The following is a 23098-nucleotide window of genomic DNA, read 5'->3' on the forward strand; positions in this document are numbered from 1 at the left end:
ACTCAGACGGAGCCCACGTCCCCGCCATCCAGGCGACGCTGGTAAAGCAGCAGCAGCACGTCAGCCAGTGGCCAGAGCACCCCGGTGATCAGCGCCGACCACAGCCAGTCCCATCCCACCCATTCTCCGTTGAGCCAAGCCCCCAGCAAATGGGATGCCATGAGCGCCACGATGAACACTGGAACCACATGCAGCATCTGCACCACCGGATTGAAGCCGAAGTGCTGCAGCCTGCGGTTCAGCCTCAGCATGCCGTAGGCGACCAGCACATAACACAGCGCGTGCAGGCCGAGCAGCCCCGAGTCATGGACGTCCATGAGCAGCCCCAGCACGAAGGCGGTGAACAGCCCCACCCGATGGGGCTCATGGAGGCACCAGAAGGCCAGCACCAACATGAGGATGTCGGGCACGGGAGACCACAGCCTCCAGGGCAGCAAGGAGGCCATCCATACGAAGAGCAACGATCCCCAGACCAGCAGCGAGGGTGCGGGCCGCGCGAAAGGCGCCGCATCGATGGGCTGCAACGCCATCAGCGAGGACCGCATGGGTGGGTTAGTGGGTGAGCTCATGCTCGATTTCCTTGGGATTGGGCACGTCGCTCACGTCCACGCGCAACACCAGGAAATGCCGGTAGCGTTCGGGATGGGACAAGGGCTCGGCAATGGCCATGCCAAAACCCGTGCCTGGGTCATGGTCGACCTTTTCGATCCGCCCGACGGGCAAGCCGGCGGGAAACAATCCGCCGATACCGCTGGTGACCAGCGTATCTCCCGCCTTGATATCCACGTTGCCCGACAGGTAGCGGACCTCCAGTTTGCCAATTTCGTCACTGCCAAAGGCGATCAGCCGCAAGCCATTGCGCAGCACCTGCACCGGGATGGACACCTGGTCATCGATGAGCAACGCCGCCTCGGACGTATACGGCGTCACGCGGATGATCTGCCCGACCACGCCGCCCTCGTCGATCACCGGCATGCCAGGCTCTATGCCCGCGCGAGATCCCTTGTTGAAAATCAGCCGATGGCTGAAGGCATTGGGCGGCACGTAAAAGACTTCCACCGCCACCGATTTCTGCGAGATTTTTTCGGAAACATTCAACAAGCGCCGGAGCTGCTCGTTTTCGGCGGCCAGCTGCGCCGCGTGCGTGGAAAGCTGCGCCATCTCGATACGCTGGCGGCGCAGCGCATCCTGCTCATCGCGCGCGAGCGTCGCCGCGTGCGACCAGCTGTCGAAATACTCCAGGGCATCACGCGGGGCCAGGACGACCCGCTCGAAGGGGTAGATCGCCACAGACACCGCGCGCCGGGCAGGCGCCATCACCGCCCAGTGCGCATCCACCACCACAAGGGCCAGACACACCACCACCAGCAGCACCAGACGCACTTCCACGCTGGGCCCAGTCTTGAAGAGCGTCAGTTTGCCCGGTTCTCGCATGACAGGACAGCAACAATGGCCTGAGCGTCTCGCCCGCGCCGTTCATCCCGTTCAGATGGAGGCGGGAGCCGGCGAGACCGCAACAGACGGATCAATCGTAGATAAACACGCCGCCCAGGCGCTCGAGATGTTCCAGCGCCTCACCGCAACCGCGCACCACGCAGGTGAGCGGATCCTCGGCGACGATGACGGGCAGTCCGGTTTCTTCCTGGAGCAACCGGTCCAGGTCGTGCAGCAAGGCGCCACCGCCCGTGAGAGCAATGCCCTTGTCGGTGATATCGGCGCCCAGTTCCGGCGGCGTCTGTTCCAGCGCGGTCTTCACGGACGACACGATCTGGTTCAGCGGATCCGTCAGGGACTCGAGGATTTCGTTGGACGATACCGTGAAGCTGCGCGGGACGCCCTCGGACAGATTGCGGCCCTTGACCTCGATCTCGCGGATTTCGGAGCCCGGGAAAGCGGAGCCGATTTCTTTTTTGATGAGTTCGGCCGTGGGCTCGCCAATCAGCATGCCGTAGTTGCGGCGAATGTAATTGATGATGGCCTCGTCGAACTTGTCGCCGCCGACCCGCACCGAGCCTTTGTAGACCATCCCCCCCAGCGAGATCACGGCGACTTCGGTCGTGCCGCCGCCGATATCGACCACCATCGAACCGCTGGCATTCGACACCGCGAGCCCGGCACCGATGGCAGCCGCCATGGGCTCCTCGATCAGATAGACCTGGCTGGCACCGGCGCCCAGCGCCGATTCACGGATCGCGCGGCGCTCGACCTGGGTGGAACCGCAAGGGACGCACACAATGATGCGGGGGCTGGGGGCCAGCATGCTGCGAGGGTGCACCATGCGAATGAACTGCTTGAGCATCTGCTCGGTCACGGTGAAGTCGGCGATCACGCCGTCCTTCATGGGACGAATGGCTTCGATGTTGCCGGGCACGCGACCCAGCATCTGCTTGGCTTCACGGCCGACGGCCTGAATGATCTTCTTGCCGTTGGGGCCGCCATCGTGGCGAATGGCGACGACCGAGGGTTCATCCAGCACGATGCCCTTGCTGCGGACATAGATCAGCGTGTTGGCCGTACCGAGGTCGATCGCCATGTCGCTGGAAAAATAGCTGCGTAGAAATCCGAACATGGGCGCACTAATGGAAATGGGGGACAGGGGGATCCGCGCGAACGACCCGGCGCCGCCGACGCTGAGGACAACCGCCTCATCGGCAGTGCAGGCCGGAGAGGCCGCATCGAATCAGCAATGATAACTTATAATCCTCTCCGGATACGCCGGAACAGAGCCGTAATGTATTGCAAAATCATTGCTTTGCCCATTTCTGGTTACATTCCGGCCGTTCGGCCGCGCCCGCAGGCGCGGCGGCGATCCATCACGTCCCACCCGGATCATTCCATGCTGAAATCATGCGGGCAGGACACCGAGGCATACTGACATGGCACTTACCGAACAGGACATCGCCTGGCTGGCACGGCTCTCCGGGCTGCAGCTCAGCGCCGACGACCAGCAACGCGCCCAACAGGAACTGACCCGCATCCTGGGCCTGATCCAGGAATTGCAGGCCGTCGACACGCACGGCATAGAGCCCATGGCGCATCCGTTGGCCGCGCACCAGGACATCGCCCTGCGCCTGCGCGACGATGCCGCCGAACCCCCGCAATCCGTGGTCCTTCGGGACACCTGCATGGCCAACGCCCCCGCCGCCCATGAGGGCCTGTTCCTGGTCCCGACCGTCATCGAATGAAACCATGACCCTGCTTTCGGAATTTCCCAGCATCCCGGATCTGAACCTGGCGCTGCGCGAGCATCGCGTGAACGCGGTCGAACTCGCAACCGACGCCCTGAGGGCAGCCCGCAGCCACGCCGACCCTCACGTCTTCCTGCACATCGACGACGAATTGACGCTGGCTCAGGCCCGCGACGCTGACCACGCACTGGCAGCCGGCACCGCCGGGCCGCTGACCGGCATCCCCATCGCCCACAAGGACCTGTTCGTCACGCGCGGCTGGCGCACGACCGCCTCCAGCAAGATGCTGGCGAACTACACCAGTCCCTTCGACGCCACCGTGGTGGACCATCTGCGCACGGCCGGCACCGTCTCATTGGGCAAACTCAGTTGCGACGAATTCGCCATGGGATCGGGGAACGAAAACTCCGCCTTCGGACCGGTCCGCAATCCCTGGGACCCGGACCGGGTGCCGGGCGGTTCTTCGGGCGGCTCCGCCGCTGCCGTGGCCGCACGGCTGGTCATGGCGGCCACCGGCACCGACACGGGCGGATCCGTGCGCCAGCCCGCCGCACTGTGCGGGGTAAGCGGCATCAAGCCGACCTACGGAACGGTGTCCCGTTACGGGATCATTGCCTACGCGTCCAGCCTGGATCAGGCCGGGCCGCTGGCGCGCAACGCATGCGACCTGGTGCCCATTCTGGACGCCATGAGCGGGTTCGACGCCAACGACTCCACCAGCCTGGAATCGTGCGACGGCAAGCCCAACGCCACGGGCCGCATCCAGGCCGATTTCTCGGCGGCACAATCCCGCTTCGAGGCGGCCGGTGCACGACCGCTGCACGGGCTGCGGATCGGTGTGCCGCGGGAATTCTTCAACGAGGGTCTGGCCGCCTGCGTGGCCGAGGCGATCGAATCGGCCCTGAAAGTGTTCGAATCGCTGGGCGCCACGCGCGTGGACATCTCGCTGCCGCGCACCCGCCTGTCCATCCCCGCGTACTACGTGATCGCCCCGGCCGAAGCCTCCAGCAACCTGTCGCGCTACGACGGGGTCCGCTATGGCCACCGCGCGGAGCACTACGGCGACCTGATCGACATGACCAGCCGCTCGCGGACCGAGGGTTTCGGCGACGAGGTCCGCCGGCGCATCCTGGTGGGCACCTATGTGCTGTCGCACGGCTACTATGACGCCTACTACCTGCAGGCGCAGCGCGTGCGCCGCATGATCGTGGACGACTTCCAGCGGGCGCTCACAGAAGAATGCGATGTGATCATGGGTCCGGTGACACCCGACGTCGCACGCCGCATCGGCGACAACAAACAGGACCCGATCGCCGACTGGCTGGCCGACATCTACACCCTGGGGGTCAGCCTGGCCGGGCTGCCGGGCATGTCCGTACCCTGCGGATTCGGCGGTTCGGCCGGGCGGCTGCCCATCGGCCTGCAGCTCGTCGGCCGCTATTTCGACGAGGGCCGACTGCTGGCCATTGCCGACCGCTACCAGCAGGTCACCGACTGGCATCAACGTATTCCAGGACTCGCATAATGGATTGGGAAATCGTCATCGGGCTGGAAACCCACACCCAGCTTTCCACGCAATCGAAAATCTTTTCCCGCAGCAGCACCCAGTTCGGCGCGGTTCCGAACACCCAGGCCAATGCGGTGGACATGGCGCTTCCGGGATCGCTGCCGGTGATGAACCGGGGCGCCGTGGAACGAGCCATCCGTTTCGGCCTGGCCATAGGCGCCACGGTCGCCAACCGGTCGGTGTTCGCGCGCAAGAACTATTTCTACCCGGACCTGCCGAAGAACTACCAGATCAGCCAGTTCGAGCTGCCCATCGTGATCGGCGGCAAACTGTCGTTCTTCGTCGGCGAGCAGGAACACACGATCAACCTGACACGGGCCCACCTGGAAGAAGACGCCGGCAAGTCCCTGCATGAGCATTTTCAGGGTCCGCACGGCGAATCCTCCAGCGGGATCGATCTGAACCGCGCCGGCACGCCGCTGCTGGAGATCGTGTCAGAGCCCGAAATGCGTTCCGCGGCCGAGGCAGTGGCTTACGCACGGGCGCTGCACGGACTCGTCGTCTGGCTGGGAATTTCGGACGGCAACATGCAGGAAGGCTCTTTCCGTTGCGATGCCAATGTCTCGGTGCGCCCCAAGGGGCAGAAAGCCTTCGGGACCCGCTGCGAAATCAAGAATATCAATTCATTTCGCTTCATCGAACGCGCCATCCAGTACGAAGCTCGTCGCCAGATCGAACTGATCGAGGACGGCGGAACCGTCCGCCAGGAAACCCGCCTCTACGATTCCGAGCGCGACGAAACCCGCACCATGCGCTCCAAGGAAGACTCCAACGACTACCGCTATTTTCCGGATCCGGACCTCCCGCCGCTGATCGTGTCGCAAGACTGGATCGAGCACGTACGAGCGGCCTTGCCGGAACTTCCCGCCGCCAAGCGCGCGCGCTTCGAATCCGATATGGGCCTGACGGCCTACGATGCGGCGCAGCTCACGCTGCACCGCGCCATCGCCGATTACTTCGAGGCGGCCGCTGGCGCCTTGCCGGCCGACCAGGCCAAGCAGGCCGCCAACTGGATCCTCGGGGAACTGTCGGCCGCACTGAACCGCGACGAACTGGAAATCGGCCGATCACCGGTTTCGCCGGCACGCCTGGCCGCGCTCATCCAGCGCATCCAGGACGGCACGATTTCCAACAAAATCGCGCGCGACGTCTTCACGGCCATGTGGTCCGGCGAATCGGGCGGTGATCCGGACGCGATCATCGAAGCGCGCGGCCTGCGCCAGATCAGCGACACCGGCGCCATCGAAGCCATGATAGACGCGGTACTGGCAGCGCACCCGGCCATCGTCGAGGAATACCGCGCCGGCAAGCAGAAGGCCTTCAATTCGCTGGTCGGTCAGGTCATGAAAGCCGCGCGCGGCAAGGCCAATCCGCAGCAGGTGAACACGCTGCTGAAACAGAAACTGGGCGGCTGAGGCGCCCGACCGCGAGTCAAAAACGCCCCGCCGATGGCAGGGTCCGATCAGATGCCATAGCGGGCGCGATAGGCGACCACCGCCTCGCGGTGCGCAGCGAGTTCCTCATCGCCGTCCAGCAGCCCGATCACGTCCGTGAGCGACGCAATGCTGATGACTGGAATGCCATAGGCCTGCTCCAGGTCCTGGACCGCCGAGTGCGCCGACAGATTGTTGCTCGAACCCGCGCGTTCCATGCGGTCCATGGCAATCAGCACAGCGGCCGGCTGGGCGCCGGCCGCGCGAATCAGCTTCACGGACTCCCGCACGGAAGTGCCGGCGGTGATCACATCGTCGATAATCACCACCTTACCGGCGAGTGGTGCCCCCACCAGCACCCCGCCTTCACCGTGATCCTTCGCTTCCTTCCGATTGAAGGCGAAGGGCACCAGGCGCCCGGCCAGCCTCGGATGTCCGGCCAGCGCCACTGCCGTCGTCGTCGCCAGCGGGATGCCTTTGTAGGCGGGACCGAACAGCATGTCGAACGTCACCCCGGAATTCACGAGGGCTTCGGCATAGAATTGGCCCAGCCGTCCGACGCAGGCGCCGTCGTTGAACAGCCCCGCGTTGAAAAAATAAGGACTGACACGCCCGGATTTGGTCTTGAATTCGCCAAAGCGCAAAACCCCGCGTTCCAGGGCAAAACGAACGAAAGCGAGGGCGGGCGTCCCGGGCATGATGAAGGTCTCGAATGGGATAAACGTGCCATTATCGCGCCGTTTGCAGGCGCGCCAGCTGGACCGGAATCAGAAGGCGTCTTCGTTCCATTCGTAGTCCACGGCCACTTCGCCCAGGACTTTCAAGCGATCGTGGGCGTCCAGATCCAGCGCAGCCAGCAGCCGAGCATTGAAAGACTCCAGCGTCGTCTTCACGCGATCCGCGAATTCCGGCGCGACGGCCTGATCCTCGTATTTGATGACGTAGGTCTGAGCAGCGATACCCACCACGAAATACAGCCCGGCGTTGACCGGGTCCTGTTTCATGAGCTGAAAGGCGTCCTTGTAGAACTGCTTGAACGAATCGCTGCCCGATTCCGACTGTGCGAAACGCCGAGTGATTTCCTTGAATGTCATGACCGGAAACTCCAGATTCAGACGACCGCCTCTCATGAGAACAGTCGGATAGCATAGCCGCAAACGGGCGCGGCGTCAGAAAGGCTCATCGCTGCAAGGGTTCCCGCCATCAGAGCCGGCTCAGCAATTTGTGCAAGTGGGCCGCGCCGGTGGCACCCTTGTAAGCGCTCTTCCACAAGCGGGCAATCAGGTGCTCATAGCGCTGAATGGCTTCCGGTGCCGACGTCACGGTGGCGATCCCGTTGCGGACATTGGGCAGCTCTCCCAACCGAAACGGACTGACCGCCACTGCCTTGCCGGAAGGCCCCGAGAAAAACTCAAAGGTGGACGCCGGCATGGCATCATCGATGAGGCCAATGCGAACATTGAGCGGCTCATTGGCCATCAGCTCAGCCAGCCGGCTGATCTCCTGGCGCGCGGCGGCCAGGCGCCGCCGCCGGACGGTCTCCGACAGCCGGATCCTCCCCACCATTCCCATCTGCAGAAAACGCTCCAGCCCATGCATGCCGATCAACCCCACGACCTGGGGGCGCCGTTCGCGGAAGGTCCTCCGTCGGTCATCGATCACCGCAATGATGGCATCTGCCTGATCCTCGGTGAGCGCCCCGCCGGCCCGCCGGGCGGTGACCTCCAGCAGCATGTCACGCAGCAGCGCCGGGTAGTCGTCCGACGCCAGCAGGAGAGAGACGGGTTCAAAATGGGCGAAGATACTGTCGGCACTGCGTTCGAGCTGACGCATGCGCTCAAAGAACCCTAGAGCATTGGCATAGTATTCGACTTCCACGCCCAGCAACGACGCCAGCGACGTCCCCAGCAGTTCGGCGACCCGCTCCAGCGTATCGATCTTGACGATCTCGCCTTTTTCCATGCGGTAGACCGCCGCACGGGAAATGCCGAGGCGCGCGGCAACGTCCTCAGCCTGCAGCGCGGCGCCAATGCGATACGCATGCAGGCGGTCACCGAGAGCGGCATAATCGATCGCGGACCTGAAGGCGGGCGCATCCAGCATGACCAATGTCCCTCAAGGCCTGACCGGATTCTGTGCCAACCCGCCGTGCGCCTGCGACCAGCCAGCCGGATCCGCCAGGAAAGATTCGAAATCGTGCAGGGCCAAGGGGTCCGGGCCGCCATCGGCTCGCCAGACCTCCAGCACGTCCCGCCACGTCGCCAGGGCGCAGACCGATACCCCCAGCGGCGCCAGAAGTTCATCGGTCGGGAATGTACCATAGTCGAACACGACGAACAGCGTGTCGATGTGCGCGCCCGCGGCCATCAAAGCCCGACAGAACCGCAGCTTGGACTGGCCACCCGCCATCATGTCATCGACCAGCAGCACCCTGCCCCCTGGCGCAACGACGCCCTCGACCTGATTGCGGCTGGTACGCCGCTTGCGCACATACTGGAGGGGCAACCCGAACGCCTCAGCCATCCAGGCAGCCAGCGCAATCCCGCTGGCCTCGCCGCCGGCCACCGCGACAAGTCCGTCCAGCGCACCATGCGCTTGCAGCATGTGCAGACCATGCGCCAGGAGCTGACGGCGCACATCCGGAAACGAGATCAGCCGCCGGCAATCGATGTAAGCAGGACTTGCCCAGCCCGACGGCAGGCGGAATGGCTCGTCGGCGCGCAGTCTGACGCAACCCGCGTCCAGCAGCGCACGCGCCACAGCCACGGCCGGGTCGGCCTGCTGCCCGAAGACATCGGGACCAAAAAACGTCGACGGATTCATCATTCCCACCCCTCCAACAGCACGGCCGGACTCGGCGCGGGCCTCACGCGCACAGGGGCTCCAGGGCATTGCTGAGCACCTGCACACCTTGCATGAAATCGTCCAGCTCCATGGCTTCGCGCGGATTGTGCGAACCGTTCTGATTGCGCACGAACACCATGCCGCTGGGAATCCCCGCATTCGCCATCAAGGCCGCGTCATGTCCCGCGCCGCTCGGAATCACGTCGTGAGCCAGTTCCAGTGCCGCGCAAGCGGCGGAAAGCGTATCACATACCCGCACGTTCATCGTGGCCGGGGCCGACAGGACTCGCCGGTCAAATTCGAACGCCACTCCGCGCTCGTGCGCAATCGCCGAGCATTCCGCCCGCACCAGCTGATAAAAGGCCTCCAGCGTGTCCGTACTGCGGCTGCGCGCCTCCAGGCTGAATGCGACGCGGCCCGGAATGCGCGATACAGCATGATCCGCCGGATGGGTTCCCACGATCCCCGCCGTCAACACCAAATCCGTACCGCGTTCGAGCAGCATGCGCCAGTGTTCATCCAGCCGCATCAGCAGGTCAGCCACCGCAAACATGGCGTCGTGCCTCAACCAGCGGGGCACCACCCCCGAATGCCCCGCCTCCCCCTCGCAGACAACGTGATTGTGGCGAAAATTGCCACGGATGCTGGACACCACGGCCACCGGAAGGTTGCGCGCCACCATGACCGGTCCTTGTTCGATATGGAGCTCCAGATACGCTTTCACATGAGCGAGATCAAACAGCCGCTCACCGGCCCGAATGGCCGTCATGTCGGCACCCAGCCCCTGCATGCAGTCGCCCAGGGATTCCTCTGCGCCGCGGCGCCTGAGCGCAAGGTCGGCCTCGGACAGTATGCCGAGCAACGCGCTGGATCCCACGTAGGCCTTTCCGAACCAGGCGCTTTCTTCGCCCCGCAAGCCGATGACCTCGAACGGACCGCCCACGCCCTCGCGGCGACGCGCCACCAGACACAGCAATCCGGCCACCACCCCCGCCAGGCCATCGTAGTTGCCGCCCTGAGGCACCGAATCCATGTGAGAACCCATCCAGACAACCGGATCGCCGACCGGGGTCTCCGGGAAACGGAATATCAGGTTGGCGGCCCGGTCGGCCTGTACGGTCAGACCCTCCGATTCCGCAAAATCGCGCAAATAATCGGCGGCCGCCGACTCACCACGCCCATAGCTTTCGCGGGTGATACCCACACCGTCAAACGAAAACTCACGGACGTCAGCGAAAATCTTCTCCGCCAGCCCGCGATACCGAATGAGATCGATCGTCATTGCGCAGCACCTTCAAGATTACAGCCGCCACAGCGGGCTACCCCGATTGCTGCGCCATGCGCAGCCAACTGTCGGTCAGATCCGCGTCCAGGGCGAGGGCGCCCGTCAGTCCGCTGACGGACTGAACTCCCGTCTCATCACAGAACCTGACCAGGTCATCGGTGATCTTCTGCATAATCCCGGGATCCTGGAACGACGCAGCCCCCACCTGCACGGCGCTGGCACCCGCCAGCATGAACTCCACGACGTCTTCAGCACACGCGATGCCGCCACAGCCGATGATGGGAATGCTGACGCTGCGGTGGCACTGGTACACCATGCGCACTGCGATGGGCTTGATCGCCGGGCCCGACAGGCCGCCCATGACATTCCCGAGCCGCGGCTTACGCGTATGGACGTCGATGGCCATTCCCAGCACGGTGTTGCCCATGACCAGGGCATTGGCGCCACCGGATTCGGCCGCACAGGCAATCTCCGCCACATGCGAGACGTTGGGCGTGAGCTTGGCCCACACGGGAAGCATCGTCTCCGACTTCACCGCCCGCATGGCCGCGCAGGTCGCTTCCGGATCCATGGCAAACGCCAGGCCGTCGGCCTCCAGGTTGGGGCAGGAAATATTGGCTTCGATAGCCGCCACGCCAGCCACCGACAGCCGCGCAGCCGCCTGCGCGAATTCGCCCACAGTGTCAGCCGATACGGACACAACCACCGGCGTGCGGAACTGCAGATAGGGCGGCAGCACATGATCCAGAAAGTAGTCCAGCCCCTTGCTGGGAATCCCGATGGAATTCAGCATGCCTGCGGCAGTCTCGGCCACCCGCGGCGTCGGGTTGCCGGGCCGGCTCCTGGGCGAGACGCTCTTGATGACCAGCGCGCCCAGCTGATTGAAATCCAGCGCCTCGGCGTATTCGATGGCAAAGCAGCCCGAAGCCGGCATGATGGGGCTGCACAAGGATAGGCCATCGAGATCCACTGCCAGATCAACCATAGTGCACCTCGCCCACGACATCGCGGATGGCAAATACAGGCCCATCGCGGCAAACCCGCAGGAACTGCTTGCCGCCGTCCACCTCGAACAGGCGGACACAGGACAGGCACACCCCCATGCCGCAGGCCATGCGCTGCTCCATGGCGACCTCGCCCAGCACCGCCGGGAAATCGCCCAGCACGCGCTGCAGCAGCATGAGCAGACGCTGCGATCCACAGGTGTAGACCGCATCGGCCGGCTGCTCGGTCAACAGGCGGCGCACCAGGGTTTCGACCCGGTCCACCGATGACGACCCATCGCTGTCATACACGCAATGAACGTCGGCCGCTACATCCCCGAGGAACTCGTCGCGCATCAAGTCCGCCGGCGCTCGGGCCGACATGACGGCCACGATATTCGTGCCTGCCGATGCTGCTGCCCGAACCACCGGAGCGAGCGTCGCCAGGCCCACCCCCCTGGCCACCAGGAGAATGCGCCGGAAGGCCGGCTGCACCGTGAACGTGTTGCCCAGCGGGCCCACGATCGGCAGCGTGTCGCCGACCCGCAGTTCCGACAGCGCCTGCGTTCCGGTACCCGTGACGTTGTACAGAAACTGGATTCCGCCCGCTCCGGGCCCCGTACCGTAGACGCTCATGGGTCGCAACAGAAACGGCTGCGAGGCGTCCGTGACGGGGCATTTCAACTGATAGAACTGACCCGGACGCGTCACATCGGCCAGATCCGCATCGGCCTCCAGGCGCAGGTACTTGTAGCGGGCGTTCACCCAGCGGTGTTCCCGCACGCGGCAGACATGCGATGCCACAGCCTGCGCATTGCGCCGGAAACCCTGCACATCCCGCATGTCCACGCACTGCGGCAGATCCTCGCGCGCCCTGACGATCATTACTTCAACTCCGCTCCCTTCAGTTCGGGAATCAGAAACAGCGTCGCCAGCATGTCCAGCACATAGATGGAAGCCAGCAGCGCGATGGCCACATGGAAGGAATAGGCTGCCGCAATCGCGCCGACCACCAGCGGCCCGAAGCCCCCCACGGCACGTCCCAGGTTGAACAGAACGTTCTGCGCCGTGGCGCGCGCCTCTGTCGGATAGGCCTCGGACATCACCGCGCCATTGCCGCCCAGCATGCCGTTGACGAACAGCCCCATCACCGCACCCGCCCAGAGCATGGTGTTGGCATCGGTCAATTGAGAGTAATACAGCACCATGACAATGGCGCCCAACTGGTAGATCAGGAAAGTGGGCTTGCGGCCGACGCGGTCGGCCAGATGGCCGAAGAGCCAGATGCCGAACGCCATCCCGAGGATCGTGGCTCCCGTCCAGACTGCGGATTTGGTCAGTCCGAAGCCCTGGGATTTCGCCAGATAGCTGGGCATCCAGATCATGATCCCGTAATAGCCGAAATTCTGCACCGAGCACAGGATGAACATGCCCACGCTGGTGCGCGTGGTGCGCGGATCGCTGACCAGCATGCGATAGGAATTCATCAGGCTGCCGCGGCGCTTTTCGACCTTCTCGACGAACAGATCCGGCTCATGCAGATGACGGCGGATGGCCCAGGCGACGATGGCCGGGAAAATGCCGACCAGGAACATGCCGCGCCAGCCGATATGGGGCAGCAAGAACGGAATCACGATGGCCGCGAGCAGCACCCCGGCCTGCCAGCCCAACGCCACATAGGACGAGACCCGCGCCCGATGCCGCGCGGGCCAGGCCTCGGCCGCCAGCGCCATGCCGATGCCGAACTCACCGCCCAGCCCGATCCCGGCGACGGTCCGGTAGATCAGCAGATCCCAGTAGCCTTGAGCAAATGCACACAGCCCGGTGAACAGGGCGAACAGCAGGATGGACCAGGTCAGCACCCGCACCCGGCCGTAGCGGTCACTCAGCGAACCAAAGACGATGCCGCCACAGACGGCCCCCACCAGCGTCCAGGTCACCAGGGCGCCCGCCTGCCCCGGCGCCAGATGCAGGTCGGCCGAAATCGCGGCCAGCATGAACCCCAGGATCAGCAGGTCGAAGCCGTCCATGGCATAACCGATCGCCGATCCCCACAGCGCCTTCCAGGCGTAGGGCGTCACAGCGTCGGAGGCCCCGTCACCCTGTTGTTCAAAGTTGAGTTGAGCGTCCACTGTTTGACTCCTATGTCCGGATGAGAGGGGAGGCACGGCCGAACGGCGCACGCCGCCGCGGGCCTTATTATCTATTTTTTTATACTAAACTAAATTTTTAGACAGCGAACAGTGGAATCGGCTGATTTTGACTAGGTACTTTCACCTAGCCCGCAGGACGGCGGCTCGCTCCGATGGCTCATGCGGGCCCTTGGACAAAACTGCAACTAGAGGGCAGAACGGGCCCCTCCATCTCGCGTCACACAACCCTGTTCCGATCATGGTTTTTGTAGTGTAGGATTTCAACTCCATGTGACCGCGTGTCACGCTTCGAGGACAACCATGGACAACTCCCTCTGCGCCACCTGGGCGCCACGCATCACGAGCCTGATCCGCATCGGGGCGGGCTATATGCTGTTTATCCACGGCACCGCAAAGCTCTTCGGCACTCCGCACGTGGCAGCGTTCGAACATCTCCAGGTCACGTCTATCTTCGGCATCGCCGGCATCATCGAGCTGGTCTTCGGCGCCCTGGTCCTGCTGGGCCTGTTCGCCCGTCCCGCCGCCTTCGTCGCGTCGGGGCTGGGGGCGGCCGCCTATCTGGTGGGCCACGTCGCCCCGAAAGGACACTTCCTGCTTCCCATCCTGACCGGCGGCGAGACGGCCATTCTTTACGCCTTTGTCTTCTTCCTGCTTTTCCTGTACGGCCCCGGCCCATGGAGCCTGGACGCGTTGATGGGGCGAACCCGATCCTAGCGGCCCGTTTGGCTCATTCGAATCCATGTGACCGACAGGGCCAATCACTCCACCCGCGCATCCGGCCGCCACGCCCGGCAGCCCGGCCCGCGCGACCGGATGCGCTACAGTTCAGGGATCGCCGAACACAGGAGCCTCGCGTGCCGCGCATCACCACTCTGAACCTCAACGGTATCCGTTCGGCCTTTCGCAAAGGCCTTCCCGGCTGGCTGGCCACCGCGCAGCCCGATATCGTCTGCCTGCAGGAAATCAAGATCCACGATGCCGACCTGAGCCAGGAGATGCGCCATCCGGACGGTTACACCGGCTACTTCCATCACGCCGGGAAAAAGGGCTACAGCGGTGTGGGCCTCTATGTCCGCCAACCCGCCACGAATATCTTGATCGGCATGGACAGCCCGGAATTCGATGCCGAAGGGCGCATCCTGCGGGCCGACTGGCCCGGCCTGACCGTGGTCAGCGCCTATCTGCCCTCCGGCACCAGCGGCGACGAACGTCAGACCGCCAAATACCGGTTCCTGGACCTGTTCGAGGTCTGGTTGCGGGGCTTGATGCAGGAACACCGCGACACGGGCAGGGAGTTCGTCGTGTGCGGCGACTGGAATATTGCCCACCACGAGATCGATCTGAGGAACTGGCGCGGCAATCGCAAGAACAGCGGCTTTTTGCCAGAGGAACGCGCCTGGCTGACCAAGCTGTTCGACAGCCAGGGCTGGGTGGACGTCTACCGCGCGCTTCACCCCGACACCACGGGCGATGCCTATACGTGGTGGAGCAACCGCGGCCAGGCATGGGCCAAGAACGTAGGATGGCGTATCGACTACCATGTGGCAACGCCCGGCATGGCTGCACGGGCCGTAGGCGCATCCATCTACAAGGACGAGCGTTTCAGCGACCACGCGCCGCTGACGGTGATCTACAAGGATTGATCGACCCTAGTGTCCCGTTTGGCTAATTCGAATACTTGTCTTCGGCACCTGGGCTCGCCATACGGCGTTGCAAATCCTCGCGATAGCCACTGCTATCGCTGCGGTTTGCGCCTTGTCTGGCAAGCCCATGCATCCGAATATAAGTGCACAAACTAACCAAACGGGTCACTAAGCGGCCGTATGCTCGGGCCCGCCCTGAGCCGCCCACTGGCGTTGGTAGTTCTGGGCGAGCGCCGCGCAAACCATCAGCTGGATCTGGTGAAAGAGCATCAGCGGCAACAGCACCGGGCCGATGACGGCCGAGCTGAACAACACGCTCGCCATGGGCACGCCGCTGGCCATGCTCTTCTTTGAACCGCAGAATACGATCGTGATCTCGTCGGCGCGGCCGAAGCCCAGGCGGCGGGTAGACCAGGTATTCAGCACCAGCACCAGCGCGAGTAGCGCACAGCAGACCACTCCCAGCCAGAGCAGGGAGACGGAGTCCACCTTCTGCCATAGCCCGGCCACCACCGATTCGCTGAACGCCGTGTAGACCACCAGCATGATGGAGCTCTGATCCACATTGGTGACCAGCTTGCGATGCTGGTCCATCCACGGCCCGATGAGAGGACGCGACAGATGCCCGACGATAAACGGCAAAAGGATCTCCACGCTGATGCGCCCGATCGATTGCAGCAACGACCCGGCACCCAGGGCGGAGGTGTCGGCACCCAGCAACATCTGGAGCAGCAGCGGAGTGATCACGATCCCGACGATACTGGAGGCCGAGGCCGCGCACACCGCTGCCGGAACGTTTCCACGAGCGATCGCGGTAAAGGCAATGGCCGACTGCACGGTCCCCGGCAAGGTGCACAGATACAGCACACCGATATAAAGCGGCTCGCCCAGCAACGGCACCAGAACCGGACGAAGAAACCAACCCAGCAGCGGGAAAATCACGAAAGTCCAGATGAATACGGTGAGATGCAGCCGCCAATGCGTGGCCCCGGCGATGATGGCCTGGCGGGACAGCTTGGCCCCATGCAGAAAGAACAGCAAGGCGATGGCCGCTGTCGTGAGCCATTTGAAAAACACCGCCCCCGCGCCGTGGGCCGGCAACAGCGTGGCAGCCGCCACGACGGCAATCAGAGTCAGGGTGAAGCGGTCGAACAACAAACGCAGTTTCGAAACAGCAGACATAAGCCAGGAAAATACCGCAGGATTCAGACCGGGAAGGGCAAAGCTTAGTTTGACCGCCAATGGTGTGCAAGCCGAAGGCCCCATGGCACACAGGAATGGCTCAATGCGCCTTATACTCTCCAGGGTTGAAGGACCTTAAAAAGGAGCAGACATGTCGGATTCCGTCGAAAGCGCAGTCGGTGCGGCCACGGGCCTGCAAAATTGGGCCGCGATGCAGGACAAGAACAATCTTTTGCTGCGCAAGGTCCTGGACGGGCAATCCAACACGATCCTGAGCCTCGTCAACTCGGTACCATCGGCCCCTCAGCTCGCCTCATCGGGCGCCGTCGGCACGCTGGTGCACGTGACGGCCTGACGGGGACTCGCTCAACCGTTCACATCCAGCCCGCTGATCATCCCCCGCATCCACCACAGCAGCGCCAGGCCGGGAACCGCAATCAGAATGGTCATGATGAAGAACGCGGGCCAGCCTGCCCAGTCCACCAGCACGGGCGTCAACGGGCCGGCCAGATAGGTTCGTCCCACCGCCGACAGCGCCGACAGCAGCGCGAACTGGGTCGCCGAAAACCGGGCCTGACACAGCGCCATCAACAGCGCCACAAAGGCCGCCGTACCCAACCCGCCGCACAGATTTTCCACGGCGACCACCGTCGCCATGGAGTACAAGTGTGCCGGGGTCACAGCGAGCACCCAATAGCCGAAATTGGAAACACCCTGCAGGATGCCGAACAGCATCAACGCGCGATACAACCCCAGGCGCGTCATGAGCGTACCGCCCGCCAACGCACCGATGATGGTCGCCACCAGCCCGAAAACCTTGTTGACCATGCCGACTTCCGTCACGTCGAAGCCGGCCCCCCGGATCAGGAAGGTCGTCGACAGCGCACCGGCGAAGGCATCGCCCAGCTTGTACAACACGATGAGCAGCAGCACCAGCCAGACACCTGGCCGTCCAAAGAATTCACGCAGCGGCTCCGCGACCGCCTGCCGCAGCGAACGCGGCGGCTGAGGGGCCCGTTCCGGTTCGGGCGCCCACGCAGTCACCAGCGAGGCCAGCGCCATCAGGCCGCCCATCAGCCAATACGTGGCGCGCCAACCCAGCCACTGATCGGCGATGATCAGCGCCAACCCGCCCGAGACCACCATGGCCAGGCGATACCCCATGACCTTCAGGGCGGCGCCGGCGGCGCGTTCCTCGTGGCGCAACACGTCGGTGCTGTAGGCGTCGAAGGCGATATCCTGCGTGGCCGAAAGAAACGCCACCCAGACGGCCAGCAACGCGATCGTCCGCAACTCCCCGCCCGGTGAAAACAGGCCCATGGCGGCGATCGACGCCGCCAGCAGCCATTGAGTCAGGAACACCCATCCACGACGCCGGCCCAGCCAGGGCGGCACGAACCGGTCCACCAGCGGGGCCCACAGGAACTTCAGGGTATAGGCCGTACCGGCCAATGTCAGGAAGCCGATGTTCTGCAGCGACACCTTCTCGACCGTTGCCCAGGCCTGGAGCGTGCCCGAGGTCAATGCCAGCGGCAAGCCGCTGGAAAAACCCAGCGCCAGGAGCGGCGCGACGCGACGGCTGCCGTAGACGCGCCAGCCTTCAGTCATGAACGGGCGCCCGCTGGCGACTCGAAGCGGTACACCGCCAGCATGCTGCGCCAGCCACGGAGGTAGCGAATTTCGCGCTCGCCCCGGAAGGCGGCCAGATCCGTGATCCGCAGCCCCAACCGGGCAGCCAGGATCTGGAAGTCGCGTAACGTACAGAGGTGGATGTTGGGCGTGTCATACCACTCGTAAGGCATCTGGTCGTTGACGGGCATGCGGCCCGCCAGAATGGACCAGCCGTGCGGCCAGTAGCCGAAATTCGGAAAGGACACGATGCCGTAGCGCGCCACCCGCGCCATCTCGCGCAAAATGTGTTCGGTGTGACGCATGGACTGCAGCGTCTGCGACAGGACCACCGTATCGAACTGTGCATCATCGAACAGCGCCAGGCCCCCTTCGAGATTCTGCTGAATGACGCTCACGCCACGGCGCACGGCGGCGATGACCTGTTCATCATCGATTTCGACGCCGGCCCCGCGAACCTGGCGCGTCTGCTGCAAATAAGCCAGCAGGCGCCCATCACCACACCCCAGGTCCAGCACACGGCTGCCGGGCGCGATCCACTGCGCGATACGCAGCAAATCGATGCGCGGGGCCGGCTCCCCCGACTGCGATGCCGCAACAGGCGCCGAAAGTGGCGCTGAAACTGACGATTCCGCATTCATTGGGCCAACACCCCCGTGGTTCGCTGCCTGTCTCCCAGCCCGAGGCGGCGCGCGATGCCATCGTAATATCCCTGGACGATGGCATGGTAACGCGCATCACCCAGCAGGAACGCATCATGGCCATGCGGCGCGTCGATCTCGGCGTAGGTGACTTCGCGGTGATTCTTCAGCAGCGCCTGCACCATTTCACGTGAATGCTCCGGCGCGAAACGCCAGTCTGTCGTAAAGGACACCAGCAGAAAGCGCGCCTGTACGGGAGCCAGCGCGCGCGCAAGATCGCCGCCACAGGCGCGCGCGGGGTCGAAATAATCGAGCGCCCGCGTCAACAGCAGATAGGTGTTGGCATCGAAATAGCGCGAGAACTTTTCGCCTTGGTGCCGGAGATAAGACTCCACCTCGAATTCGACGTCGTAACTGTAGTGGTACTGGCCATTGGGGCCGGGCTTGCGCTGTGCGCGGCCGAACTTCGAGGCCATGACCTCATCGGACTGATAGGTGATGTGTCCGACCATGCGGGCCACGGACAGGCCGTTGACCGGAACCACGCCGCGCGCATAGTAGTCGCCGTCGCAGAAATCCGGATCCGTCAGGATGGCCCGGCGAGCCACCTCGTTGAACGCGATGTTCTGCGCCGACAGCCGCGCGGTACTGGCGACCACCACACAGTCTCCGACACGCTCCGGACACGTGATAGCCCAACTGAGCGCCTGCATGCCACCGAGCGACCCGCCCATCACGGCTGCAAAGCGCTCGATCCCGAAGTGGTCGGCCACGCGCTCCTGGGCGTGGACCCAGTCTTCGACTGTCAGCAACGGAAAGGACGCCCCCCATGGCTGGCCCGTCGCGGGATTGACCGTCGTGGGCCCGGTCGATCCAAAGCACGATCCCAGATTGTTGACGCCAACGACGAAGAAACGATCCGTATCGACGGCTTTGCCCGGACCCACCATGTTGTCCCACCAACCGGACTGGTGCGGGGCATCGGCCTCGAGGCCGGCGACATGGTGTGACGCGTTGAGAGCATGGCAGATCAGCACTGCGTTGCTGCGGGCCGCGTTCAGCTCGCCATAGGTTTCGACGGCCAGCGAGTAAGAAGGGAGCACTTGTCCGCTGGCCAACGTCAGCGGCTCATCGAAGGACAGGAACTGTGGGGAAACGTAACCCACGCTGCCCGCCGGCACGGGCGGCCGGTCGGTCGTGGGTGCGGACGCCGCAGGGTCGGCGGAAACGGCAGGTTTGGTCATGAGACCTCTTTAGCTGGATTTATGGGGCGCCCGCAAGCGGATCAGGCAAATCGGCGCCAATTCGGCTTAGATTCTAACACCCGGAAAGGCGGCGGACGCGGCGTGCCGACGAGTTCGACGGCCCTGTCTCAACACACTGATGGACGCCCTTCGCGCAAAATCATCCAGACGCGCAAGAACATTTTTACAGGTCGTGATACATTTCCTGACCATATTTGGCCACATGAGCCACCCGGAGCAAAGGATGACATCACTGACCAAACGGGAGCACGACTGTCTGTATTGGGCTGCCCAGGGCAAAACGAGCTGGGAGATCGGCCGCATACTGGGCATACGGGAACGCACCGTCAATTTTCACATCGCAAATTCCTGCGGCAAGCTGGCCGTGCGCACGCGGCAGGCGGCCATCACTGCGGCGATACGGGGCGATCTGCTGTTTGCGGAGACGCAGACCACCGCAGCGACAGCCAAAAATCGCCCACCGGTGCCCGAGCGAAATCTTCGGGCGCGCCAATCACAACCGCCTCTAGCCATTCGCTGGCCGTCACCCTGACCTGGGCCTCGAAACGCAGCGGCCCTTTGGGGCTCCGTCCGTCCACCGTAAAGCGCGTGCCGGGGTCCGGCAACATCGCTGGTGGCTCGACACCGGCATTGTGATAGATGGCCGCAACCGCCCAGCTCGCCAGCCGTTCCCGCGCCGCGGGATCATTGGCCAGCTTGGCCTCCAGCGGAGCTTCGCCCAAGGCAAACAGGACTGAACCCGCGCGCGCCGAATGCATGGTGAGCGGCAGATCGTGAGACTCGAACCGGATTTGCCGTGTCTGGGTCTGCGGCTTGTCCGGCAGCACCCCCGCGGCCCCCTGCCGGCCAAACGCCACGGGGCGCCAGTCGAACTGGGGCGAACATCCCGCCAGCAGCAGCGCACATGTCAGCACGGTCAAAATCCGGGTCATGCCCATCACCTCGTCAAGACGTCCTGACCAGAGACCTTGTGATCGGCCTTCCGGTTGATGCATCGCCCTGCGGAAGCTCAGCCGCATGGCGCGTTGAGCTACGACGCTCTAGTCTAAAATGCCGTTATTAAGACCAACTTGGTACCGATTGATGATGAGCCTGGCCTCCGAACGGCGCGCCGAACTGGCCGCGCACCCAGACCTGTTGCGCACGATCCGGCGCGGCATCGAAAAGGAAGGCCTGCGGGTGGATGCCACCGGCGCCCTGGCAGCCACCCCCCACCCGGTTGCGCTCGGGGCGGCGCTCACGAACCCGCACATCACCACAGACTACTCGGAATCGCTGCTGGAGCTTATCACCAGCCCGATACCCGACGCCACCGCGCTCATTGCCGAGCTGACCGACATCCACACCTACGTGGCACATCGCAACTCGGGCGAGGTGATCTGGAACCAATCCATGCCGGCACACCTGCCACCCGAATCCGACATCCCGGTGGCGTGGTACGGCACCTCCAACACAGGCATGCTGAAGCACGTCTACCGGCAGGGCCTCGCCTGGCGATACGGCAAAGTCATGCAGTGCATCGCGGGCGTCCACTACAACTACTCCCTGCCCGACGCCGCCTGGGACTTTTTGACCACCGGCGAGACGGCGCAGGAGCGCCGCAACAGCGGGTACATGGGGCTGATCCGCAATTTCATGCGACATTCCTGGCTGCTGATGTATCTGTTTGGAGCCTCGCCCGCCGTGTCGCGCAGCTTCCTGCAGCACGCTGGCATCGAAGAGCAACTCTCACAGTTGAGCCAGGACACATACTGCCTGCCCTGGGCCACCAGTCTGCGCATGAGCGACCTGGGCTACAAGAACCCGCCGCAATCCGAGCTGCAGCTCTGCTACAACGACCTGGATACGTTCACGGCACGTATCTACGGCGCCTGTACCACCCCTTGGCCGGCTTACGAAGCGATCGGCACGCACCGCAACGGCCAGCGCATTCAGTTGAACACCAACATCCTGCAGATCGAAAACGAGTACTACTCCAGCATCCGTCCGAAACAGACGGCGGGCCGCTGCGAACGCCCCAACACCATCCTGCGCGAACGCGGCATCCAGTACGTCGAGGTACGGTGCCTGGACATCGATCCCTGGGCGCCAGCCGGCATCAGCGTGGAAACGGCGCGATTCCTGGACGCGTTCCTGCTGTGTTGCGCGGTGGAGGACAGCCCACTATTCCCCGCCCCCGGCAACTGCGGCGAAAGCCGTACCAATTTTGCCCGGGTCGCCCGCGAGGGTCGTCGCCCGGAGCTCACGCTGACGCGCGATGGCCAGGTCCTGACCCTGAAGGACTGGGCCGAACAGGCGCTTGCCGCCATCGAACCCTATGCCCGGCTGCTGGACGAGGGTAGCGGCGACACACAGCACCGGGCCGCACTGGAAGCCCAGAAGGCCAAGGTCGCGGATCCGGAAACGACGCCGTCGGCACGGCTGCTGGCAGCGCTGCGCACGGAAAAACAGGAGTTCCACGGCTGGACACTGGCACAAAGCCAAGCTCACTGGGCGGCGCTCAGTGCGCGTGAACTGCCCGCCGCAGCGCTGGAATCCTTTGATCGGGCCGCCCGCGACTCGATCGCCGAGCAGGCCCGGCTGGAAGCGTCCGATACCGTCACATTCGAGCAGTACGTCGCCCAATTCAACGCCGCGCTGCGGTAAGTCGCAAAGAAGAAGGCTACCTGCCCGGCTCACCCCCTGATGCGCCAGACAGATAGCCCCATTGATCAGGAAGCACCGGCCGTGCGGTCAATCAAGCCCGTCCATCGCTTCCGCGATCAATCATCATCGTCGTCGCCGTAGTGGGCACGACGATATTCCTTCCATGCGCGCTCCTGCTGCTTTCTCCAGCGCTTTTTCGCATGCTTGTAGGCATGCTCGTCGTAGTAGTACGGCACCCCGGGCACATAAACGGGATCCGGAACCACGACCACCCGAGGCGGGGGCGGAGGCGGCGCGTAGTACACGGGTGGCCCCCCGAACACGACACCGGGAACTCCGATACCAATGCTCAGGTCCACACCCCCCGCGTGTGCGGCCGGCCCGGCCATCAGCACGCCGAACACCAGGGCCACAGCAGATAGGTTCTTTTTCAACGCTCGTCCCTTTGAAAATCAAGCTGGGCTATTGTGGCCCAGACGGGACGGGGAAGGCCTTACCCGCGCATCCCCAAGATTTCAAGGTATTACGCCGGCAGCCGCCGACGCCTTCTATGGAACAAACAATAACGATTTCGCCAGGGGAATCCACCACATCAGGCCAACCGACCGCACTCAGCGCCCGGGCGCGAACACTGTTCCG

General features: G+C 63.9%; 24 protein-coding genes, 1 pseudogene and 1 riboswitch. Of the genes and pseudogenes, 8 read left to right on the forward strand and 17 right to left on the reverse strand.

Annotated elements, in window-relative coordinates; genetic code table 11:
* Positions 1-2: 2 nt before the first annotated feature.
* The 3 genes from mreD to ACVCMJ_RS10165 all read right to left on the reverse strand — a co-directional run bounded on the left by mreD (position 3) and on the right by ACVCMJ_RS10165 (position 2569).
* On the reverse strand, positions 3-569 hold the full coding sequence (gene mreD / locus ACVCMJ_RS10155) for a rod shape-determining protein MreD (protein WP_447081297.1): 567 nt from the start codon (positions 567-569) through the stop codon (positions 3-5).
* Complete coding sequence (gene mreC / locus ACVCMJ_RS10160) at positions 553-1434, reverse strand: rod shape-determining protein MreC (RefSeq protein ID WP_447081298.1); 882 nt, start codon at positions 1432-1434, stop codon at positions 553-555. Before mreC ends, mreD begins: the two co-directional genes overlap by 17 nt.
* A gap of 91 nt (positions 1435-1525) precedes the next feature.
* On the reverse strand, positions 1526-2569 hold the full coding sequence (locus ACVCMJ_RS10165; RefSeq protein WP_447081299.1) for a rod shape-determining protein: 1044 nt from the start codon (positions 2567-2569) through the stop codon (positions 1526-1528).
* 307 nt (positions 2570-2876) lie between these two features.
* Between ACVCMJ_RS10165 and gatC the strand changes: the two genes are divergently transcribed.
* Genes gatC through gatB form a run of 3 tightly spaced genes read left to right on the forward strand, consistent with a single transcriptional unit; the run spans position 2877 to position 6170 of the window.
* Positions 2877-3185 carry an Asp-tRNA(Asn)/Glu-tRNA(Gln) amidotransferase subunit GatC gene (gene gatC / locus ACVCMJ_RS10170; protein WP_447081300.1) on the forward strand — a complete coding sequence of 103 codons (309 nt, stop codon included), beginning with the start codon at positions 2877-2879 and terminating at the stop codon, positions 3183-3185.
* Positions 3186-3189: 4 nt separating this feature from the next.
* Positions 3190-4713 (forward strand): Asp-tRNA(Asn)/Glu-tRNA(Gln) amidotransferase subunit GatA, encoded by a 1524-nt coding sequence (gene gatA / locus ACVCMJ_RS10175; protein WP_447081301.1) that lies wholly within the window; start codon positions 3190-3192, stop codon positions 4711-4713.
* The gene (gene gatB, locus ACVCMJ_RS10180; RefSeq protein WP_447081302.1) at positions 4713-6170 is read left to right on the forward strand and encodes an Asp-tRNA(Asn)/Glu-tRNA(Gln) amidotransferase subunit GatB; all 1458 of its coding nucleotides are present in this window, start codon (positions 4713-4715) and stop codon (positions 6168-6170) included. Before gatA ends, gatB begins: the two co-directional genes overlap by 1 nt.
* Before the next feature lie 47 nt (positions 6171-6217).
* Here gatB and pyrE read toward each other — a convergent pair whose 3' ends face one another.
* The 8 genes from pyrE to ACVCMJ_RS10220 form a co-directional block, all read right to left on the reverse strand.
* Positions 6218-6886, reverse strand: a complete 669-nt coding sequence (gene pyrE, locus ACVCMJ_RS10185) for an orotate phosphoribosyltransferase (RefSeq protein WP_447081303.1) — start codon at positions 6884-6886, stop codon at positions 6218-6220.
* 69 nt (positions 6887-6955) lie between these two features.
* Entirely contained in the window at positions 6956-7282 is a 327-nt protein-coding gene (locus ACVCMJ_RS10190) for a hypothetical protein (RefSeq protein ID WP_447081304.1), read from the reverse strand.
* 109 nt (positions 7283-7391) lie between these two features.
* Positions 7392-8291: a helix-turn-helix domain-containing protein gene (locus ACVCMJ_RS10195; RefSeq protein WP_447081305.1), complete on the reverse strand. Its 900-nt coding sequence runs from the start codon at positions 8289-8291 to the stop codon at positions 7392-7394.
* 12 nt (positions 8292-8303) lie between these two features.
* On the reverse strand, positions 8304-9014 hold the full coding sequence (locus ACVCMJ_RS10200) for an orotate phosphoribosyltransferase (protein ID WP_447081306.1): 711 nt from the start codon (positions 9012-9014) through the stop codon (positions 8304-8306).
* A gap of 40 nt (positions 9015-9054) precedes the next feature.
* The gene (locus ACVCMJ_RS10205) at positions 9055-10314 is read right to left on the reverse strand and encodes a hydantoinase/carbamoylase family amidase (RefSeq protein WP_447081307.1); all 1260 of its coding nucleotides are present in this window, start codon (positions 10312-10314) and stop codon (positions 9055-9057) included.
* A 37-nt stretch (positions 10315-10351) separates the two neighbouring features.
* Entirely contained in the window at positions 10352-11302 is a 951-nt protein-coding gene (locus ACVCMJ_RS10210; protein ID WP_447081308.1) for a dihydroorotate dehydrogenase, read from the reverse strand.
* The gene (locus ACVCMJ_RS10215) at positions 11295-12143 is read right to left on the reverse strand and encodes a dihydroorotate dehydrogenase electron transfer subunit (protein ID WP_447082721.1); all 849 of its coding nucleotides are present in this window, start codon (positions 12141-12143) and stop codon (positions 11295-11297) included. Before ACVCMJ_RS10215 ends, ACVCMJ_RS10210 begins: the two co-directional genes overlap by 8 nt.
* 41 nt (positions 12144-12184) lie before the next feature.
* Positions 12185-13330: an MFS transporter gene (locus tag ACVCMJ_RS10220; RefSeq protein WP_447082722.1), complete on the reverse strand. Its 1146-nt coding sequence runs from the start codon at positions 13328-13330 to the stop codon at positions 12185-12187.
* Positions 13331-13753: 423 nt separating this feature from the next.
* Between ACVCMJ_RS10220 and ACVCMJ_RS10225 the strand changes: the two genes are divergently transcribed.
* The gene (locus ACVCMJ_RS10225; RefSeq protein ID WP_447081309.1) at positions 13754-14167 is read left to right on the forward strand and encodes a DoxX family protein; all 414 of its coding nucleotides are present in this window, start codon (positions 13754-13756) and stop codon (positions 14165-14167) included.
* A 140-nt stretch (positions 14168-14307) separates the two neighbouring features.
* Entirely contained in the window at positions 14308-15096 is a 789-nt protein-coding gene (locus ACVCMJ_RS10230; RefSeq protein ID WP_447081310.1) for an exodeoxyribonuclease III, read from the forward strand.
* Positions 15097-15264: 168 nt separating this feature from the next.
* On the opposite strand, the gene ACVCMJ_RS10235 is transcribed toward ACVCMJ_RS10230, so the two are convergent.
* A complete protein-coding gene (locus tag ACVCMJ_RS10235) occupies positions 15265-16278 on the reverse strand; it encodes a bile acid:sodium symporter family protein (RefSeq protein WP_447081311.1) in 1014 nt (337 codons plus the stop codon).
* 151 nt (positions 16279-16429) lie between these two features.
* Here ACVCMJ_RS10235 and ACVCMJ_RS10240 point away from each other — a divergent pair, with 151 nt between their 5' ends.
* On the forward strand, positions 16430-16633 hold the full coding sequence (locus ACVCMJ_RS10240; RefSeq protein WP_447081312.1) for a hypothetical protein: 204 nt from the start codon (positions 16430-16432) through the stop codon (positions 16631-16633).
* An 11-nt stretch (positions 16634-16644) separates the two neighbouring features.
* Here the strand turns inward: ACVCMJ_RS10240 and ACVCMJ_RS10245 are convergent, their stop codons facing one another.
* The 3 genes from ACVCMJ_RS10245 to metX form a co-directional block, all read right to left on the reverse strand.
* The gene (locus ACVCMJ_RS10245) at positions 16645-17886 is read right to left on the reverse strand and encodes a muropeptide transporter (protein WP_447081313.1); all 1242 of its coding nucleotides are present in this window, start codon (positions 17884-17886) and stop codon (positions 16645-16647) included.
* On the reverse strand, positions 17883-18548 hold the full coding sequence (gene metW / locus ACVCMJ_RS10250) for a methionine biosynthesis protein MetW (RefSeq protein WP_447081314.1): 666 nt from the start codon (positions 18546-18548) through the stop codon (positions 17883-17885). Before metW ends, ACVCMJ_RS10245 begins: the two co-directional genes overlap by 4 nt.
* Positions 18545-19792, reverse strand: a complete 1248-nt coding sequence (gene metX, locus ACVCMJ_RS10255; protein ID WP_447081315.1) for a homoserine O-succinyltransferase MetX — start codon at positions 19790-19792, stop codon at positions 18545-18547. Before metX ends, metW begins: the two co-directional genes overlap by 4 nt.
* A riboswitch (SAM riboswitch) is annotated at positions 19781-19859 on the reverse strand. (Overlaps the previous gene by 12 nt.)
* A gap of 177 nt (positions 19860-20036) precedes the next feature.
* Here metX and ACVCMJ_RS10260 point away from each other — a divergent pair.
* Positions 20037-20147, forward strand: a pseudogene (locus tag ACVCMJ_RS10260) (LuxR C-terminal-related transcriptional regulator); the annotation flags it as partial.
* Between the two features lie 52 nt (positions 20148-20199).
* Here the strand turns inward: ACVCMJ_RS10260 and ACVCMJ_RS10265 are convergent.
* A complete protein-coding gene (locus ACVCMJ_RS10265) occupies positions 20200-20745 on the reverse strand; it encodes a hypothetical protein (RefSeq protein ID WP_447082725.1) in 546 nt (181 codons plus the stop codon).
* A gap of 151 nt (positions 20746-20896) precedes the next feature.
* Between ACVCMJ_RS10265 and gshA the strand changes: the two genes are divergently transcribed.
* Entirely contained in the window at positions 20897-22459 is a 1563-nt protein-coding gene (gene gshA / locus ACVCMJ_RS10270; RefSeq protein WP_447081316.1) for a glutamate--cysteine ligase, read from the forward strand.
* 116 nt (positions 22460-22575) lie between these two features.
* Here gshA and ACVCMJ_RS10275 read toward each other — a convergent pair whose 3' ends face one another.
* Positions 22576-22893 carry a hypothetical protein gene (locus tag ACVCMJ_RS10275; protein ID WP_447081317.1) on the reverse strand — a complete coding sequence of 106 codons (318 nt, stop codon included), beginning with the start codon at positions 22891-22893 and terminating at the stop codon, positions 22576-22578.
* Between the last annotated feature and the right edge of the window lie 205 nt (positions 22894-23098).

Source organism: Castellaniella sp. UC4447_H14 (assembly GCF_052978285.1).

Coding starts and splice junctions, on each gene's coding strand:
- mreD (WP_447081297.1), bottom strand. CDS start 569: ATGAGCTCACCCACTAACCCACCCATGCGGTCCTCGCTGATGGCGTTG.
- mreC (WP_447081298.1), bottom strand. CDS start 1,434: ATGCGAGAACCGGGCAAACTGACGCTCTTCAAGACTGGGCCCAGCGTG.
- ACVCMJ_RS10165 (WP_447081299.1), bottom strand. CDS start 2,569: ATGTTCGGATTTCTACGCAGCTATTTTTCCAGCGACATGGCGATCGAC.
- gatC (WP_447081300.1), top strand. CDS start 2,877: ATGGCACTTACCGAACAGGACATCGCCTGGCTGGCACGGCTCTCCGGG.
- gatA (WP_447081301.1), top strand. CDS start 3,190: ATGACCCTGCTTTCGGAATTTCCCAGCATCCCGGATCTGAACCTGGCG.
- gatB (WP_447081302.1), top strand. CDS start 4,713: ATGGATTGGGAAATCGTCATCGGGCTGGAAACCCACACCCAGCTTTCC.
- pyrE (WP_447081303.1), bottom strand. CDS start 6,886: ATGCCCGGGACGCCCGCCCTCGCTTTCGTTCGTTTTGCCCTGGAACGC.
- ACVCMJ_RS10190 (WP_447081304.1), bottom strand. CDS start 7,282: ATGACATTCAAGGAAATCACTCGGCGTTTCGCACAGTCGGAATCGGGC.
- ACVCMJ_RS10195 (WP_447081305.1), bottom strand. CDS start 8,291: ATGCTGGATGCGCCCGCCTTCAGGTCCGCGATCGATTATGCCGCTCTC.
- ACVCMJ_RS10200 (WP_447081306.1), bottom strand. CDS start 9,014: ATGATGAATCCGTCGACGTTTTTTGGTCCCGATGTCTTCGGGCAGCAG.
- ACVCMJ_RS10205 (WP_447081307.1), bottom strand. CDS start 10,314: ATGACGATCGATCTCATTCGGTATCGCGGGCTGGCGGAGAAGATTTTC.
- ACVCMJ_RS10210 (WP_447081308.1), bottom strand. CDS start 11,302: ATGGTTGATCTGGCAGTGGATCTCGATGGCCTATCCTTGTGCAGCCCC.
- ACVCMJ_RS10215 (WP_447082721.1), bottom strand. CDS start 12,143: ATGCGGGATGTGCAGGGTTTCCGGCGCAATGCGCAGGCTGTGGCATCG.
- ACVCMJ_RS10220 (WP_447082722.1), bottom strand. CDS start 13,330: ATGGACGGCTTCGACCTGCTGATCCTGGGGTTCATGCTGGCCGCGATT.
- ACVCMJ_RS10225 (WP_447081309.1), top strand. CDS start 13,754: ATGGACAACTCCCTCTGCGCCACCTGGGCGCCACGCATCACGAGCCTG.
- ACVCMJ_RS10235 (WP_447081311.1), bottom strand. CDS start 16,278: ATGTCTGCTGTTTCGAAACTGCGTTTGTTGTTCGACCGCTTCACCCTG.
- ACVCMJ_RS10240 (WP_447081312.1), top strand. CDS start 16,430: ATGTCGGATTCCGTCGAAAGCGCAGTCGGTGCGGCCACGGGCCTGCAA.
- ACVCMJ_RS10245 (WP_447081313.1), bottom strand. CDS start 17,886: ATGACTGAAGGCTGGCGCGTCTACGGCAGCCGTCGCGTCGCGCCGCTC.
- metW (WP_447081314.1), bottom strand. CDS start 18,548: ATGAATGCGGAATCGTCAGTTTCAGCGCCACTTTCGGCGCCTGTTGCG.
- metX (WP_447081315.1), bottom strand. CDS start 19,792: ATGACCAAACCTGCCGTTTCCGCCGACCCTGCGGCGTCCGCACCCACG.
- ACVCMJ_RS10265 (WP_447082725.1), bottom strand. CDS start 20,745: ATGACCCGGATTTTGACCGTGCTGACATGTGCGCTGCTGCTGGCGGGA.
- gshA (WP_447081316.1), top strand. CDS start 20,897: ATGATGAGCCTGGCCTCCGAACGGCGCGCCGAACTGGCCGCGCACCCA.